This window comes from Streptomyces sp. JLYT201, assembly GCF_059448825.1.
Genome location: NZ_CM182551.1, coordinates 9,179,682 through 9,195,157 on the forward strand (window position 1 = coordinate 9,179,682; position 15,476 = coordinate 9,195,157).

A 15,476-nucleotide genomic window follows, 5' to 3' on the forward strand; every position below is an offset into this window, starting at 1 on the left:
GGCGCCGAACGAGCCGAACGGGCGCGTCCCTGCTCGCTGTCGGTCCCGGCTCCCTCCCCGCGGTCACCTCGCTACCGTTGCGTCGAGCATGCGGACAGGCCCTAGGGGGGGACCATGACGGACCATGCGTATGGGGCCCGGCTGCGGGACTACGCGCTCAAGGTGCTGCACGAATGGCAGCTGGCTCCGACCTGGCAGCCCGGTCTGCAACTGCGCGCCGCCTCGCTGAGCAACGCCCGGGACTACGCGGGGCGCTTCCTCCTGGAGCTGCTGCAGAACGCCCACGACGCGCACCCCAAGGACCGCGGCGACGGCCGGGTGCACGTCCTGCTCGACGAGGACGAAGGGGAGGCGGGCACGCTCTACATCGCCAACGGCGGCACCCCGTTCACCTGGTCCCGAGTCGAGGCCGTGTGCAAGTTCGCCCGCAGCGACAAGCCGATCGGGGAGGGCATCGGCAACAAGGGAGTGGGGTTCCGCAGCATCCTCCAGATCACCGAGGCCCCGGAGATCTACAGCGCCGCGTCGGCCCGGCGGGAGCCCGGCCCGCTGGACGGCTACTGCTTCCGCTTCGCGCGCCGGGACGACCTGGTGGAGCTGCTCCAGGACGAGCGGACGGCGCGCAAGGCCCATGACGAACTGCCCCCGTTCCAGGTCCCGTTCCCCGTCGCGGAGGTGCCCGGCGTCTGCGCCGAGCTGGCCGCCCTCGGGCACGTCACCGTGGTCCGCCTTCCGCTGCGCGGCGAGGCAGCCCTCGACGAGGTGCGGCTGCGCCTGCGGGAGCTTGCCGAGGCCAAGACGCCGGTCATGCTCTTCCTCGACCGGCTCGCCGGACTGACGCTGGAGTGGCGGGGCGGCGGCGCGGTGCGGCAGGTCCATGAACTGGCCCGCGCTGAGGAGCCGTTCGCCCTCCCGTCGGGGGAGCCTCTGCCGTCAAGGGAGCCACTCCGGCTCGCCGCGCCCGAAGCGATCCCGCCCCGCCCTGCCGAGGGCCACCCCACCGAGGCCCGCTCCGCCGAGGCCCGCCCCGAAGCCGCCCTCGCCCGGGTCACCCTGGAAGGCACCGGGGAGTTCCTCGTCGCCCGCGGCCAGGTCTCGCCCGAGCGCCTGCGACGCACCGTCGCGGAGGCGACCGGCCTCGGCCTCCTCGACGACGCCTGGCTGGAGTGGAGCGAACCCGCCGTCATCGAGGTCGCGGTGCCGCTCGCCGCGGGCAAGGCGCGCCGCGGCCAGACGTACACGTTCCTGCCCTTGGGGGACGGCGCGACCGCGCCCCTCGCCGCCCACGTCAACGCGCCGTTCTTCACCAAGATGGACCGGACGGGCCTCGACGCCGAACACCCCCTGAACGCGCTGCTGTTCGACGCGCTCGCCGAGACCTGCCTCGCAGCCGCCGAGCGCCTGCGCACGGCACCGGATCTGCGTCTGCGCCGCCTCGCCGTGGACCTGGTGAGCTGGGAGACCGGCAGGCGCAAGGCCGGTCTCCTCCTCACGGCGGCCCGGCACGTGCACGGCCGCGAACTGGCCGACGTACCGCTCGTCCCCGTGCTCGCCGCCGACGGCGAGCCCCCGCACACCGCCTGGGCCGCGCCCCGGCAGGCCGCCCTGTGGCCCGACCACGACCTGGCCGTCCTCACCGCGCGGCGCGCCCGCGACGCCGGTGCCGTGGTCGCTGACCCGGACGTCGGCGGCGAGCGGCTCAAGCGCCTGGCCGCCGTCTGCAAGGCCCTCGGCTGCCCCTGGGAACCCGCGCCCGAGGCGCTCGCCGAGCACGTGGAACGCATGATCGCCACGCTTCCGCTGCCCGGACCCGGCGACACCGTCGAGCCGTGGGACGACGCGTACGACGACCTGGCGGCCCTCTTCCAGGACGACGGCACCGTCCTGCGCGGGCGGCGGATCCTCCTGGCCGACGACGGGACGCTGCGCAACGCCAACGGCGAGGTGCGGCCCGCGGGGCGCGGCGGGCGCCGGGCCCGGCGCGAGGCCTTCTTCCAGCCGGTGCGCGGCGACCTCGGCGGCGAGGCGGACGCCCTCGCGGTCCCCGCCGTGCTCGGCAAGCGGCTGTTCTCCCTGCACCCCGGCCTGACCTGGACCGGCACGGCGCGGCACGTCCGCCGCCAGCCCGCCCGCTTCTTCCTCGAACACGCCGGTCTGGTACGCCCCTTCGACGTGAAGGGCCTGCTGGAACACGTGCGCAGAGCCCTCGCGGAGAGCAAGGACCGCAAGCTGCGCGACCAGGCACTGCGCTTCGTCTTCCGGCTGTGGCGCTCCCGCCGCTCGACGAGCGGGATGGCCGTCGGCGGCCTGGGCCTCTACGTGCCCTCCGCCGACGGGACGCCGATCAGGGCCGCCCAAGCGGTCTTCGGCCGGGGCTGGGACGGCACCTGCGGGGACGACCTCGTCGTCGTGGTCGAAGCGGGCCAGGAGGCCTCCCCGAGCCTCAAGCGGATCGGCAGGCGCCTGACCGCCCCGCCGGAGGCGTTCCTCAGGCGCGGCGAAACCGCCCAGGAGTGGCGGGAGTTCCTCCTCGAAGCGGGCGTGGGCGACGGCCTCTCGCCGGTGTACGCCGCCAACGCCGTGCGCCGCGAATACGGCCAGGACCTGGTCGCCGCCCGCCTGGTGCGCCTGGCCGGCGTGCCCTCGGGGGTGGCCGCGCAGTGGGAGCCGCACATCGGCAGGTCCGCCTCCACCGCCTGGTACCCGCAGACGCCCTACGAGGGCAGCCCCGCCTTCTGGCTGCCGGGGCAGGACGTCGTCGGACGGCTCGGTGAGAGCGCCCGCCTCGCGTACGCGCGACTCGTCCTGCACGGCCTCGCCGAGTGGACGGACCGGTACTTCACCAGCACGTGGTCCAGCGCGGGCAGCCGCAGGGACGACCGGGAGCGGGTGCGGACCCCGCTGGCCGCCTTCCTCAGGGAGCAGCCGTGGCTCCCGGTGCGCGGACGCGGCAGGACCGTGCGGTTCGTACGCCCCGCCGACGCCTGGTACTGCCCGCCCGGACTCGACGAGGAGCCCCTGTACGCGCCGGGTGTCGACCGGCGCGTACGCCCCCTCGTCGAGCCGCAGCAGACCGGCGCGCGGCTGCGCTCCCTGGGGCTTCCGACGTGGGACGACCCCCGCGACAGCGCCCGGCTCGTCGCCGCGCTGGGGCGGCTCGTCGCCGACGGCGAGGTCGGCGGCGAGGACCGGCCCGCCGCGCAGCGCGCCAACGAACGCGCCTGGAAGCACCTCGTCCAGCAGACGTCCGGCGCGCTGCCGGACGACGCGTGTGTCCTCGCCGAGGCGGGGGAGCGGCTGATCGCGGTGCGGCTCTCCGAACTGGGCGGCGCGGCCACCGGGGGCGAGGACGCGATCCCCGGGGGCGAGGACGCGGCCCTTGGGGGCGACGACGCGGTCCTTGGGGCCGGACAGGAGCCCGCCGCGCCCGGCAACGCGCCCTCCGGTCAGGGCGGTTCGGTTTCCGGCCCCGGCAGCCCGCACTCCGTGCTGTACGTCAGCGGAGAGCGCGAAAGCCTCACCGCGCGGCTCGTACGGGAGATGGGACGGCCGCTGCTCGTCGTGCCCGGCGTCGCCGCCGAGGCCGCCGCGCGCCTCGGCCGCCCGGACGCGGTCCGGCACGTCGACGACGCCGCGTTCTCCGTGACCGTGGACGGCGAGGTCGTGAACGCGGCCGCCCTCGGCGAGCCCCTCGTCGACGAGCTGCCCTGGCTCACCCTCGCGGCGGGCGTGCTCGCCGACCACGTGGCGGACGGGCCACGGCCGAGCGACGCCGAACTGGCCGAGCTGACCGCCGCGGTCCGCCGGATCCGCCTGCACCGCTACCGCACCTGGGAGATCGGGCTCGACGGCAGGCCCGTCACCATGCCGGACCGGCTCGGCGGGGTCCTGCCCCTGCCCGACCCCAAGCACCCGCTGCTCCTCACCCGGGACGCCGACCCGGGCTGGGCGGAGGCGGCCCGGCTCGCACCCGCCCTCGCCGATCTGCTCGGGCACCGCGACTTCGGCATCCGGCTGCGCCTCGCGGCCCTCCACCTCGCCGCCTGCCACGCCGATCCGCGCGCGCCCGCGCCGGACGAGCTCGCCGACGCCCTCGGCGTCACGCGCTCCCAGGTCGAGGAGACGGGCCGCCGCATCGACGGGGCCATCGGAGGGGTCCTGGAGCGCTGCTTCCCCTTCCTCGTCCACTTCCTCGGCGCGGCCGCGGCCGCAGAGCTGACCGTGCCGCCGCCCCGCGACACCAGGGAGTTCCAGAGCGCCCTCGACGGCTGCGGCGACGAACTGCCGCTGCCGCCGGAGGAGTTCATCCGCCTGGCCCGCACGGCCCGTGACCTCGACGAGCTGCGGCTGCTCCTGGACATCGGCTTCGCCGCGTTCAACGAGACCCTGGACACCCTGCCGCGCCCCGGCCGCATCAGCCACGCCGAGGCCCACGAAGAGGCGGTGCGGGGGCATCTGGACCTGCACCGCAGGTCCCTCGTGAACCGGCTGCGCCGGGCCGCCCTCGACGCCTTCGACGCGCGCGAGCCGCTGCCGGACTGGCCGGTGCTGCGCACCCTGGACTGGATCACGGCCCCGAAGTCGTGGGAGTACACCGTGGACACCGCCGACACCCCGCTGATCGCCTCCCACGTCGAGGCCCAGCTCGCGCTGCGTCTGGGGGCACCCGCTCCCCGCGAGGGCGCCCACCTGCCCCCGGTCGACCAGGTCCGCAGCGGCAACCGCCGCGCGGTCGCCGAAGCCGTCGCGGACCTCGCGGCCCTGGTGCAGGCGGCCCGGCGCCCTCTGCCCGAATCACTGGGCGGCACGAACCCAGCCGAGGCCGTCACCGACCTCCTCGACGCGGCCGGAGCCCTGGACTTCCGGCTCCTCGGCCCGGACGACGTCGTCGGCTGGCTCGCCGCGCTCGGCCACTGGCCGGACGGCATGCCCGCGACCGTCGACCTCGACGCCCACGGGCTCACCACGACCGCCCTGGACCGGGTGCGGCACGCGGCGGAGCACGAGCGCCGCGCACAGGAGCGCCGCCGGCGCACCCTCTCCGTCGGCGGCAGGGACATCGACCTGCGCGCGGACGACCTCACCGACCTGACCGCCGCACTCCAGCGCGCCCTGGACCGGGGTGCCATCCCCGCCCTCGGCGGCGGCCGCGTCGCCTTCACCCGGCCCCAGGAGCTGCCACCGGCCCGCCGCTCGTCCGGCGGCGGCCGACGCGGGCCCGGCGGCCGCCACGGCGGCGCGGACGCCGGGCTCTCCCCGGCCCAGCGCGACGCCATCGGATACATGGGGGAGTGGTACGCCTACCACTGGCTGTGCCGGGGCTACCCCGAGGCCGCGGACGAGACGAGCTGGGTGTCCACGAACCGCAGGCGGCTCTTCCCCGGCCCGGCGGGCGACGACGGCCTCGGCTACGACTTCGCAGTCGGCTCCGGCCCACGGCCCCTGATGTTCGAGGTGAAGGCGACCCAGGGCGAGGGCGGCCGCCTCGAGCTCGGCGAGAGCGAGGTCCGCGCGGCCCAGCGGCACGCGGCAGGCGACCGCTGGCGGCTCCTGGTGGTCACCTCGGTCCGCGAGCCGGAGCGGGTGAGCGTCCGCATGCTCCCGAACCCCTTCGGCAGGCGGGGCCGCGGCCGCTACCGCGAGGAGGGCGGCGCCCTGCGCTTCTCCTACCGGTGGTGACCGGAACCGCTCTCCACCCCGCACCCCGCCGCACCACGACAATGCCCGGATGACGCGAACCTCTCCGTTACGCACGCTGCTCGCCGTGGCCGCGCTGCTGCTCGGCGCCCTGGGCGGCGGCCTCGCGGCCCCGTCCCCCGCCCGCGCGGCCACGGCCGCCTGCCCGGCCGACGACCGGGCCCAGGGCCTGGCGAGCGCCCCGGTGCCGGACAGCCTCGTCTCCGTACCGCGGTCCGACGGGCGCGTGGCACAGTTCCAGCAGTTCTACGACACGACGGCGACGGCCCGCCTCCCCTTCGTATGGCACCGCGAACAGGAGGCGCCGGGAGGCCGGTTCGGACCCTGGGAACGCGTGAGCGCGGCCACCGTAGGGCCCAAGAGCCACTACGTCACCGCCGTCGAGAACGGCGACGGACGCCTGGAACTCCTCTTCTCCACGTACGGCGCCTTCTGCCACTCCGTGCAACGTCCGGGCGATCACACGTGGACGGCCCCGGGACCCTTCGGCCTGGCCCCCATGCCGTACCACGGGGGTGTCGTGCTCTTCACGGAACGGGACGGCACCATCGACGCCTTCGCGTCGGCGCAGTCGAGCGGCGGCTCCCTGGAGCTGCGCCGCCAGCTGAGCCCCGGCGACATGTGGGGTCCGGTGGAGTCGCTCGGCCCCCTGCCCGAACCGAACGTGGGCCTCAGCCACCCCGACCGGGTCACCCAGCTCGCCGACGACCGCCTGACCGTCTCGGTCCGCGAGTGGAACAGGGACCGCTACTGGCAGATCACGCAGACATCCCCCGGCGGCCCGTGGGGCCCCTGGCAACTCTGCGCCGAGAGCGGCTGCCTCTCTGCTGTCTAGTACGTATGTACTGATGGGTGAGTGCCGCGACCGCCAATCGGGGAGTCGCGCGCTTCGTCAGCGCTAGATGTGCGCCGACCGGCGGGCTTTGACTGGGTAAGGCAGGCGCAATGTCCGTATTGTGAACTTGTCGGCGTCGTTGTACGGTACGTATGTACTAATCAAGTGCGGGGCTCGCCTCCAGGGTCCCGTCCGCACCGAAAGGCTCCGTCATGAAGATCGCGGTTCTCGGCACCGGCGGCGGTGCCCGTGAGCACACCGCCAAGCTCGTCGAGCTCGGCCACGAGGTGTTCGCCGGCACCCGCGACCCGGAGGCCACCCTGGCCCGCACCGAGCCCGACATGATGGGCAACGCGCCCTACGGGCAGTGGCTCGCCGACCACCCCGGTGTCACCCTGCTGACCTTCGGTGACGCCGCGGAGGCCGCCGACGAGATCGTCATCAACGGCATCGACGGGCACAACGCCGTCGCCGCCCTCACGGGCATCGCGGGCAGCCTGAGCGGTAAGACGCTCATCGACTACGCCGTGCCCTACCTCTACCAGCACGCGTCGGAGCACCCCTGGCCCACGCCGTGGGGCGTCATGCCGAAGCTCGACCCCTGTGACACCGACAGCCTCGGCGAGCGGATCCAGCGCGCCCTGCCGGACGCGAAGGTCGTCAAGAGCTTCGTCACGCAGGAGCAGTCCACCGTCGTCAACCCGAAGGCGGTCGGCGACGGCGACCACACCATGTTCGTCGCCTCCGACCACGACGACGCCAAGCGGACCGTCACCGACCTGCTCGCGTCCTACGGCTGGACCGACGTCCTCGACCTCGGCCCCCTCGTCTGCTCGCGCGGCATGGAGATGTACGCCCACATGCACTCCGCCATCGGCTTCGGCCTCGGCCAGCAGTTCGGCGGCCACTTCGGCATCAAGGTCGTGCGCTGAGCGGCCCGCCGCCCCCGCGACCGCAAGGACACGCCATGACGAGCACCGACACACCCGGCACCCCGTTGGCGGGCAAGGTCATCTGCTACGCGCTGTGGGCCAAGGACGGACGGCAGCTGGCCGACTTCTACGCCGCCGCCCTCGGCACCGAGGTGAGTGACACCTTCCCCGACGAGCACGGCACCGACGTCGCCTTCGCGTTCCACGTCGGCCCGGCCATGTACCTCTTCTGCACGAGCGAGGACTTCACCGCCCCCAACTGGCCCGAGGACCCACTGCCCTTCCACATGGACCTCGCCTTCGACGACGCGCGAGCAGCGGAAGAGCGCCTCCTCGAACTCGGCGCGACCAAGCCCGCGTTCCAGCCCGGCGGCGCGGACTGGACCGTCCTGCTCGACCCGTCGGGCCAGCCTTTCTGCGTCCACGGCGCCCGCTGACCCCCTCCGCGACCGACCACGAGCCCCGGGAACCCGCATGACCGCCCTGCCTGGCGTCACCGCCGCCGAACGCCGCGCCCGCCTGGCCCGGCGGCATCTCCTCACCGCCGCCACCAGGGTCACCTCGGCCCAGGAGGTCGCGCACGCCCTGACCGGACTGCACGCCACCGACCCGGCGACGGTCTTCCTCGCGGCGGCCGCCCGGATGCGGACCCCCACCGTCGCCGCCATCGACGCCGCGCTCCACGACACGGGCCCCGGGGCCGAGCCGGAACTGGCGCGCGTACGGTGCATGCGCCGCACCCTGTTCGTGGTCCCGGCCGCGCTGGTCCCGACCGTCTGGCACGCGACCGCCAAGACCAACGACCCGCACCGCGCCGACGCCACGGCGAAGCTGCGCGACGCCCTGGGCTGGGACGAGCGCCGCCGCGCCGCCGTGGAGCGAGCCCTCCTCGACGCCCTCGCGGCACGCGGCGAGGCCACCGCCGCCGAACTGGCGGCCGACGTACCGGACTTGAGCGAACAGTTCGTGGTCAACCCCGGGAAGCCCTACGCGTCACGGCAGCGGGCCGTCTCACCGGTGCTCGGCCTGCTGGCCGCCGAGGGGCGGGTGCGGCGCGCCCGGCCCGTGGGCTCGTGGACGTCCGGGCAGTTCCGCTGGGCCCCTGCGCGGCCGCAGTCGCCGCTGCCCGCCGCCGAGGCGCGGGCCGAGCTGGCCCGGCGCTATCTGGCGGCCTTCGGGCCCGTCACCGTCGACGACCTCAAGTGGTGGACGGGCTGGACGCTCACCGCCACGCGCGCCGCGCTCGCGGCCACCGCCGCGCAGGCCGTCGAGCTCGCCGAAGGCACGGGCCACGTACTGCCCGAGGACGTCGACCCGCTCCCGGCCGCCGCACCGGAAGCCGCGCTGCTGCCCGGCCTCGACCCCACCGCGATGGGCTGGCGCCACCGCGACTGGTACCTCGACCCGGCATACGCACCCGAACTCTTCGACCGCAACGGCAACATCGGACCCACGGTCTGGTGGGGCGGCCGCGTCATCGGCGCCTGGTCCCAAGGGCCCGAAGGACACGTGCGCCACCACCTCCTCACCGACCCCGGCCGCGAGGCCCGCACGGCCGTGGCGGAAGCCGTCGGTCGCCTGACCGCCTTCCTCGACGGCACCCGCGTCACCCCCAGCTACCGCACTCCCCTCGAACGCCGCCTCGGCGCCGGGGGCCCAGTGTCCGGAAAGAGAGGCGGCCTTCGATACCCGAACGGGCAGGCCGCACAGGGCAGTTAGCCTCACCGCATGCAATGGGACGAGAAGCGCCTCCTCGCGGCCGAGGTCGACGCGATCCACGGGCTCCTGCCCGGCTCCGGCGGCCCCCCGGTGCTCCGCGACCCCACGGTGCTGGCCGTGTGGGCCTGGTCGCCGCGGGCGCGGCTGCTGGCGCTCGGGACCGGCGCGGCGCGTAAGGGCCGTGCCGGGACGGCGGCCATCGACGGCGGGCCCAGCTGGGTCTTCCCGGCACACGTCGACGTGCCGCCCGCCCCCTTGCCCGTCGTCGTGTCCACCGTCGAAGGGCGGCGCGCCGCCCAGCGGTTCGTCCGCCCCGACGCCTGGCAGCCCGACGAGTGGGGCGAACTGATCGGCGGCCGCCTGGGGGAGTGGGCCATGGCCGTCCACGGGAGGGCGCCGGTGTCGATATGCCACACCCCGGCGGCGAGCGCCACCGCCGCGGAGGCGGGCATCTGGACCCGCCCTGACTTCCGCGGCCGGGGCCTTGCCCCCGCCTGCGTCGCGGCCTGGTCGCACCGCGAGCGCCGGAACAAGGAGGTGCTCTTCTACAGCACGACCGACACCAACCTCGCCTCCCAGTCCGTCGCACGCCGCCTGGGACTGCGCCGCCTGGGCTGGATCTGGACGGCGCGGTGACGGGTGCGGCCGCCGGTCGGCCGTGTCGGCCGGACCGCGGGAAGGAGCGCCCGCGGCCCGGCGGCAGCCAGGCCCGCCGCTAGTCCTGCGACGCGCGTCGACAGGCCTCCAGGGCCAGTTGGGCGGGGACGAACTCCCGCCGCAGCTCGGCGTAGCAGGTCCGCACGCTCTCGGAGCTGCCGTCGGCAGCGGTGAGGCAGGCGTGCGCCACCACGTCGGCGTCCACCTCGGGGTGCTGCTCCAGGACCTGGTAGAAGCAGCCCTGCGGAGTGGCGTTGACAGCGGGTGCGACGGCCACGGCACCGCCGAGGGCAAGGGTGAGACCGCCGACGACGGCAGCGAGACGCTTGAGCATCAGTGTTCCTCTCGGGTGACAGCGCGAGGTGGTCACTCGGCGCTATTGATCGCTACGTGGCGTACCCGAGGGTTCCTTCCGTGACACGAGAGCCGTGAGGTGTGAAGAGGGATGGGCAGGGCGCAAGGGGCGCGCTGCGGCGCCGGGCGCGGTGGCCGTGCGATCAGGGTGCCGCGGCGGGTGACGGGGTGAGGTCGGCGGCGCCGAAGGAGACTCCGAAGCGCTCGCACCAGACGACCGCGCTGCGGAACCCGGCGGGGTCGGTGCCGTCCGGCACGGTGTAGTTCTGGTTGCCCAGATTGCCCTTGAGACGGCCCAGCTGCACGGCTCCCGCGCCGAGCCCGTCGGTGACCTCCGAGGCGGGCCGCGTGGACAGATAGACCCGTACGTCAGGGCCCTCCGACGTCTTGAGGTCCTCCAGGCGCAGCAGCTGGCGGCCGTCGGCGAGCCGCAGGGCGCGGGCGGTGCCGCTGGTGGGGTGCTCGTGTGCGACGAGGCTGCCGCGGGCCAGCTCCTTGACGGCGGCGGGGGAGCCGCCACTGCCCGCGCCCTCGCCTCCGGCCATCGCCGTGGGCAGGGCCTCGTTGACAGTGGTGTTCGTGAAGGCGCGCCACGGCTGGAAGAAGTACAGCGCGAAGGCGACCGCCAAGGTGGTGACCAGCAGCACGGGGAGGACGACACGGCGTCGCAGCGAGAGCTTCATGACGCAAGCACACCGCACCACGGGCCCGGATCCGGCCCCGGGGCGGGATCCGTAAGACTCACGTAATGCCTGATCAGGGCTTGATCGGCGGCCAGGTCGAGCCCGGCGTCCTGCTGCGGCCGGTCGCGGCGGGCTGCCCTGTCCGGCCCCGGGCGGTCGGCGCGGAACGCAGGGCCCGGGATCCGGACAGGTCCCTGACGGCGCGGCATAGTGCTTTTGTCCGAGACTGGTGGGCCCGTACCCCCTTGTGCTCCTTGTGGGTGATGGACACGCCCCCGCGCCGGGGGGACAGTAGCGACTCGCCAGCAACTCCTTACGCCCCTTCGCGTCCTCGGACCGGGTGCCCCGCGCCCCGGGGGCCCGGCGCCGGACGCGAAGGGGTCCCGCGGACGTTCCGCACCACCGCGGAGGCCCGCGGGGATTCGCAGAACTAGAGAAAGGGGAGCGGTGTGAGCGGCAGCCACGTAGGGGAGCCCGCGCCGCAAGTGGCAGGAGCGGGCCAGGACGAACCCGCGGGTCCGGGCGTGGCCCCGCCCAGCGCCCTGTCGGAGGGCGCGGACCAGGCCGCGGACGCCGCGGAGAGCGCGGTGGCCCCCGCGGTGCTCGAAGCCGCCGAGGACGAGGCGGTGTGACCTCGGCGCGCGGACACGGGGAGCGGCAGGACCACAGGAGCGGATAGGGCACAAGCAGCGGAAAGAGGGGACATGAGCACGGTTATCCGACGGGTATTCAACGGCAGGGGACGCGGCAGCTTCGTGCAGCCCATCAACTCGCCTGTCGCCTTCAAGGGGAGCACCATCGTCGCCTCCATCACCGAAGTCGACGCCAACGGCGACTCCTTCGTCGGCAGCGCGCGCATGACGGTGCACAACGTGGCGCCGAGGGACGGCCAGTACGTCATCTGGGTCAACATCGAGTGGTCGGATCCCCTGAACTACCGGCTCAACGTTCTTGTCAGCAACGACTAGCGCGGGCCGTGGCCCCGTCCCGGGGGCGGGGCCACGGCGGTCCGGGCACCTCGTCAGTCGATGACGGCCGTGGCCTCGACCTCGACCAGGTGGTCGGGCGCGTCGAGGGCCGCGACGCCCAGGAGCGTGCCCGGCGCCACCGGTGTCACCCCCAGCTTCGCGGCGGCCCTGGCGATCCCTTCCAGGAGGAGGGGCATCTTGTCCGGTGCCCAGTCGACGACGTGGACGGTCAGCTTCGCCACGTCGGCGAAGGTGGCGCCGGCCGCGGCGAGGGCGGTGCCGACATTGAGGTAGCACTGCTCGACCTGGGCCGCGAGGTCGCCCTCGCCGACCGTCACGCCCGCGGCGTCCCAGGCGACCTGCCCGGCGACGAAGACCAGCTTCGACCCCGACGCGATCGACACCTGTCGATAGGCGTCGACCTCCGGCAGTCCGGCGGGGTTGACGAGGGTGATGGCCATGATGCCTCCGAAACCAAGACGCGAGTGCTCTCCAGCGGTTACTCGGGAACCGTAGGAGAGTGGCCGCTGACGTGGAAGGATGCACTTTTCGGTGACTGGGGCACCTCAAGGTGACCCAGCAGCTCAGACGGCTGCCGGAGCCGGGAAACGGCGGGTGACCACCCGCCGTTCCACCCGCCGACCGGTCAGGTGCCGGTGAAGACGGCGTCGCGCCGCTCGGCGAAGGACCGGACCCCCTCGGCCCCGTCGGAGGACGCGACGAGCCGTGCGACGTCGGGGCGCAGCCGCTCGACGGCGCGTGCGTCGCCGTGCTCGCGCGCCCGGTGCGCGGACTCCAGGGTCGTACGGACCCCCAGGGGCGCGGACTTCGCCGCGATGAGGGCGGCGAGCTCGACGGCACGGGCGCGGGCGGCCGGACCGTCGTCGACGACCTCCTGCACCAGGCCGATGCGATGGGCCTCCGTGGCGTCGAACTCCTCGCCGGTGAGCAGCCACCGCATGGCGTTGCCCCAGCCCGCCTGCTGGGGCAGGCGGAACGTCGCCCCGCCGAAGGGGTAGATGCCCCGGCGGACCTCCAGCTGGGCGAAGCGCGCGTCCCGGGCCGCGACCCGGATGTCGGCGGCAAGGAGCAGTTCGATGCCGAGGGTCATCACCCAGCCCTGCGCGGCCGCCACCACGGGCTTGGTCCAGGGCCCGTCCAGGCGCCACGGGTCACGGCCGCCCTCGGGCGCGGGGAACTCCCCGGAGGCCAGCTCGGCGCCGACGTCGAGCATGTCGAGGCCGCCGGTGAAGTGGTCCCCGTGGGCGAAGAGCACTCCGCACCACAGGTCGTCGTCCCGCTCCAACAGGCCGTACGCGAGCGACAGTTCGGTCAGCGTGCGCCGGGTGAACGCGTTGCGCTTCGCGGGGCGGTTCAGGCCCATCAACAGCACGTGCCCGTCCCGTTCGACGGTGACCGCGGCCGTGTCCGCAGGCGTGGAACCCATCAGCCCTCCAGTTAAGTTGCATGATGAGACCTACTGGAAGGTAGCCGCCCGCGGGCGTGCTCACAAGTGGGTCTCATCATGAAACCGATAAGCTGGGCGGATGAGACGGACCTCTTTCGACAGCTGGCCCTGCTCCATCGCCCGCACCGTCGACATCCTCGGCGACGGCTGGATGCTGCTGGTGCTGCGCGAGGTCTTCTACGGGGAGTCGCGCTTCGACGGCTTCATCGGGACGCTCGGCATCGCCCGCAACACCCTCACCGACCGCCTGCGGCGCTTGGAGAGCGCGGGCCTCCTGGAGCGCCGCGCCTACCAGAGCGACCCCGTCCGCCACGCGTATCTGCCGACGGACAAGGGCCGCGACTTCTTCGGCGTGCTCGCGGCGATCAACGCCTGGGGCGACCGGTGGCAGTCGGGGGAGGACGGCGTGCCCACGGTCCTGCGCCACACGACCTGCGGCCACGACACCCGGGCCCGCGTCGTCTGCTCGTCCTGCGACGAACCCCTCCACCACGAGGACGTGACCGTCCGCATCGGCCCCGGCTTCCCGTCCCGGCTGCTCGACGACCCGGCGGTGCGGGCCCGCTTCCCCGCCGGGGACGGCACGGAGGCCGCGGGCTGACCGCGCGTCACCGGTCTCAGTGCCGCTGACCGGGCTCGTAGCCACCGGCGGGCTGCTGCACCATGACGTTCCCCCGGTTGAAGGCGTTGATGAGCGCGATGGCGCACACCAGGGCCGCGAGCTGATCCTCGTCGTAGTGCTTGGCGGCGTCGGCCCAGGCCTCGTCGGTGACCCCGCCCGCAGCGTCGGCGATGCGGGTGCCCTGCTCCGCGAGCTCCAGGGCGGCCCGCTCGGCGTCGGTGAACACGGTGGCCTCGCGCCAGACCGCGACCAGGTTCAGGCGCGTCGCGCTCTCCCCGGCGTGCGCGGCGTCCTTGGCGTGCATGTCCACGCAGAAGCCGCAGCCGTTGATCTGGCTGGCGCGCAGCTTCACCAGTTCCCGGGTGGCGGCGGGGAGCCCCGAATCCGCCAGGGCCCGGTCCGCCGCGACGAGGTGCCGGGCGAACGCGGTCGCGACGGTGTTGGTGAAGAAGTTCAGGCGAGCGGTCATCGTGTGCTCCTGTGTCGTCGTTGCGGTGACACACCCTTGGACGAGACGGCCCGGCCGTCTGTGACATCCGCACGTGTGACGGCCGTCTCACCTCCTGGCGGGTCCCGGGGAGGCGCTGCGATCCGGACGGCCGTGATGTGCGGCCCGGCGCCCCGGACCCCGGCCGCCGCCCTCCGGAAAGGGCCCGTATCCGGCTGTCACAGATGCGGCCGCCGTCCTGTCCTGTTGGTGTGCGCGCGGACGCACCGGGCCCGCAGCGGTGCCACCCGCACCCCGCGGTCGGGCACGAGCCGGAGCAGCGAACGGAGACAGTGATGAAGATCGTGGTCATCGGCGGTACGGGCCTCATCGGCTCCCAGGTGGTCGCGCGGCTGCGCGAGCGCGGACACGAGACCGTGGCGGCCTCCCCGTCCACGGGCGTCGACACCCTCACCGGTGAGGGCCTCGCCCCCGCCCTCAAGGGCGCGGACGTGGTCGTGGACGTGTCGAACTCCCCGTCCTTCGAGGCCGGGGCGGCGCTCGACTTCTTCACGCGCACGGCTCGCAACGTGGCCGAGGCGGAGCGGGCGGCGGGCGTCCGCCACCACGTCGCGCTCTCCGTCGTCGGCGTCGACCAGGTCCCCGACTACGGCTACTACCGGGCCAAGGTCGCCCAGGAGGAAGCCGTGCGCGGCGGCGGCGTCCCGTACAGCATCGTGCGCGCCACCCAGTTCTTCGAGTTCGTCGCCCCGGTGATGGACATGTCCACCCAGGGCGGCGAGGTGCGCCTGCCCTCGCTCCCGCTGCGCCCGATCGCCTCCGCCGACGTCGCGGCCGCCGTCGCCGACGCGGCACAGGGCGCGCCCTCGAACGGCGTGCGCGACATCGCGGGCCCCGAAATCCACCGGCTCGACCGGCTCGGCGAGATCACCCTCGCGGTGAGGCCCGACGGCCGCTCCGTCGTCACCGACGAGGGCGCCGGGCTGTTCGCGGGCTTCCCCGACGTGCTCACCGGCGACGACACGGCACACACCGCCACCACCCGCTACGAGGACTGGCTCCGGCAGCACTGACCGGCGCCGGCGGACGCCGC

The 15,476-nt window shown here is 74.2% G+C and carries 15 protein-coding genes; 10 read left to right on the forward strand and 5 right to left on the reverse strand.

Features of this window, described 5'->3' with window-relative positions; translation table 11 throughout:
- The first annotated feature begins 114 nt into the window (after window positions 1–114).
- The 6 genes from AC5WAM_RS38675 to AC5WAM_RS38700 all read left to right on the forward strand — a co-directional run bounded on the left by AC5WAM_RS38675 (window position 115) and on the right by AC5WAM_RS38700 (window position 9,819).
- The gene (locus tag AC5WAM_RS38675; RefSeq protein WP_495520480.1) at window positions 115–5,679 is read left to right on the forward strand and encodes a sacsin N-terminal ATP-binding-like domain-containing protein; all 5,565 of its coding nucleotides are present in this window, start codon (window positions 115–117) and stop codon (window positions 5,677–5,679) included.
- Between the two features lie 49 nt (window positions 5,680–5,728).
- On the forward strand, window positions 5,729–6,532 hold the full coding sequence (locus tag AC5WAM_RS38680; RefSeq protein ID WP_495520481.1) for a PLL family lectin: 804 nt from the start codon (window positions 5,729–5,731) through the stop codon (window positions 6,530–6,532).
- A gap of 212 nt (window positions 6,533–6,744) precedes the next feature.
- Window positions 6,745–7,464, forward strand: coding sequence for an NADPH-dependent F420 reductase (locus AC5WAM_RS38685; RefSeq protein ID WP_495520482.1), 720 nt, complete (start codon window positions 6,745–6,747; stop codon window positions 7,462–7,464).
- Window positions 7,465–7,499: 35 nt separating this feature from the next.
- Window positions 7,500–7,901, forward strand: coding sequence for a VOC family protein (locus AC5WAM_RS38690; protein ID WP_495520483.1), 402 nt, complete (start codon window positions 7,500–7,502; stop codon window positions 7,899–7,901).
- A gap of 37 nt (window positions 7,902–7,938) precedes the next feature.
- Window positions 7,939–9,183 carry a winged helix DNA-binding domain-containing protein gene (locus AC5WAM_RS38695; protein WP_495520484.1) on the forward strand — a complete coding sequence of 415 codons (1,245 nt, stop codon included), beginning with the start codon at window positions 7,939–7,941 and terminating at the stop codon, window positions 9,181–9,183.
- 9 nt (window positions 9,184–9,192) lie between these two features.
- Complete coding sequence (locus tag AC5WAM_RS38700) at window positions 9,193–9,819, forward strand: GNAT family N-acetyltransferase (protein ID WP_495520485.1); 627 nt, start codon at window positions 9,193–9,195, stop codon at window positions 9,817–9,819.
- A gap of 79 nt (window positions 9,820–9,898) precedes the next feature.
- Here the strand turns inward: AC5WAM_RS38700 and AC5WAM_RS38705 are convergent, their stop codons facing one another.
- Window positions 9,899–10,174, reverse strand: a complete 276-nt coding sequence (locus AC5WAM_RS38705) for a hypothetical protein (RefSeq protein WP_495520486.1) — start codon at window positions 10,172–10,174, stop codon at window positions 9,899–9,901.
- 163 nt (window positions 10,175–10,337) lie between these two features.
- Window positions 10,338–10,877, reverse strand: coding sequence for a DM13 domain-containing protein (locus AC5WAM_RS38710; protein WP_366795919.1), 540 nt, complete (start codon window positions 10,875–10,877; stop codon window positions 10,338–10,340).
- Window positions 10,878–11,326: 449 nt separating this feature from the next.
- On the opposite strand from AC5WAM_RS38710, the gene AC5WAM_RS38715 reads away from it, so the two are divergent.
- Window positions 11,327–11,509 carry a hypothetical protein gene (locus AC5WAM_RS38715; RefSeq protein ID WP_172383335.1) on the forward strand — a complete coding sequence of 61 codons (183 nt, stop codon included), beginning with the start codon at window positions 11,327–11,329 and terminating at the stop codon, window positions 11,507–11,509.
- 72 nt (window positions 11,510–11,581) lie between these two features.
- On the forward strand, window positions 11,582–11,845 hold the full coding sequence (locus AC5WAM_RS38720) for a hypothetical protein (RefSeq protein WP_138957880.1): 264 nt from the start codon (window positions 11,582–11,584) through the stop codon (window positions 11,843–11,845).
- 53 nt (window positions 11,846–11,898) lie between these two features.
- On the opposite strand, the gene AC5WAM_RS38725 is transcribed toward AC5WAM_RS38720, so the two are convergent.
- Both AC5WAM_RS38725 and AC5WAM_RS38730 read right to left on the reverse strand, forming a co-directional pair.
- A complete protein-coding gene (locus AC5WAM_RS38725; protein ID WP_366795920.1) occupies window positions 11,899–12,306 on the reverse strand; it encodes a RidA family protein in 408 nt (135 codons plus the stop codon).
- Between the two features lie 185 nt (window positions 12,307–12,491).
- Window positions 12,492–13,292, reverse strand: coding sequence for a crotonase/enoyl-CoA hydratase family protein (locus AC5WAM_RS38730; protein ID WP_495520487.1), 801 nt, complete (start codon window positions 13,290–13,292; stop codon window positions 12,492–12,494).
- Between the two features lie 100 nt (window positions 13,293–13,392).
- Between AC5WAM_RS38730 and AC5WAM_RS38735 the strand changes: the two genes are divergently transcribed.
- Complete coding sequence (locus AC5WAM_RS38735) at window positions 13,393–13,914, forward strand: winged helix-turn-helix transcriptional regulator (RefSeq protein WP_495520488.1); 522 nt, start codon at window positions 13,393–13,395, stop codon at window positions 13,912–13,914.
- A gap of 16 nt (window positions 13,915–13,930) precedes the next feature.
- Here the strand turns inward: AC5WAM_RS38735 and AC5WAM_RS38740 are convergent, their stop codons facing one another.
- A complete protein-coding gene (locus AC5WAM_RS38740; RefSeq protein ID WP_495520489.1) occupies window positions 13,931–14,404 on the reverse strand; it encodes a carboxymuconolactone decarboxylase family protein in 474 nt (157 codons plus the stop codon).
- A 314-nt stretch (window positions 14,405–14,718) separates the two neighbouring features.
- Between AC5WAM_RS38740 and AC5WAM_RS38745 the strand changes: the two genes are divergently transcribed.
- Window positions 14,719–15,456, forward strand: coding sequence for an SDR family oxidoreductase (locus AC5WAM_RS38745; protein ID WP_495520490.1), 738 nt, complete (start codon window positions 14,719–14,721; stop codon window positions 15,454–15,456).
- Window positions 15,457–15,476: the final 20 nt, after the last annotated feature.

Coding starts and splice junctions, on each gene's coding strand:
- AC5WAM_RS38675 (WP_495520480.1), top strand. CDS start 115: ATGACGGACCATGCGTATGGGGCCCGGCTGCGGGACTACGCGCTCAAG.
- AC5WAM_RS38680 (WP_495520481.1), top strand. CDS start 5,729: ATGACGCGAACCTCTCCGTTACGCACGCTGCTCGCCGTGGCCGCGCTG.
- AC5WAM_RS38685 (WP_495520482.1), top strand. CDS start 6,745: ATGAAGATCGCGGTTCTCGGCACCGGCGGCGGTGCCCGTGAGCACACC.
- AC5WAM_RS38690 (WP_495520483.1), top strand. CDS start 7,500: ATGACGAGCACCGACACACCCGGCACCCCGTTGGCGGGCAAGGTCATC.
- AC5WAM_RS38695 (WP_495520484.1), top strand. CDS start 7,939: ATGACCGCCCTGCCTGGCGTCACCGCCGCCGAACGCCGCGCCCGCCTG.
- AC5WAM_RS38700 (WP_495520485.1), top strand. CDS start 9,193: ATGCAATGGGACGAGAAGCGCCTCCTCGCGGCCGAGGTCGACGCGATC.
- AC5WAM_RS38705 (WP_495520486.1), bottom strand. CDS start 10,174: ATGCTCAAGCGTCTCGCTGCCGTCGTCGGCGGTCTCACCCTTGCCCTC.
- AC5WAM_RS38710 (WP_366795919.1), bottom strand. CDS start 10,877: ATGAAGCTCTCGCTGCGACGCCGTGTCGTCCTCCCCGTGCTGCTGGTC.
- AC5WAM_RS38720 (WP_138957880.1), top strand. CDS start 11,582: ATGAGCACGGTTATCCGACGGGTATTCAACGGCAGGGGACGCGGCAGC.
- AC5WAM_RS38725 (WP_366795920.1), bottom strand. CDS start 12,306: ATGGCCATCACCCTCGTCAACCCCGCCGGACTGCCGGAGGTCGACGCC.
- AC5WAM_RS38730 (WP_495520487.1), bottom strand. CDS start 13,292: ATGGGTTCCACGCCTGCGGACACGGCCGCGGTCACCGTCGAACGGGAC.
- AC5WAM_RS38735 (WP_495520488.1), top strand. CDS start 13,393: ATGAGACGGACCTCTTTCGACAGCTGGCCCTGCTCCATCGCCCGCACC.
- AC5WAM_RS38740 (WP_495520489.1), bottom strand. CDS start 14,404: ATGACCGCTCGCCTGAACTTCTTCACCAACACCGTCGCGACCGCGTTC.
- AC5WAM_RS38745 (WP_495520490.1), top strand. CDS start 14,719: ATGAAGATCGTGGTCATCGGCGGTACGGGCCTCATCGGCTCCCAGGTG.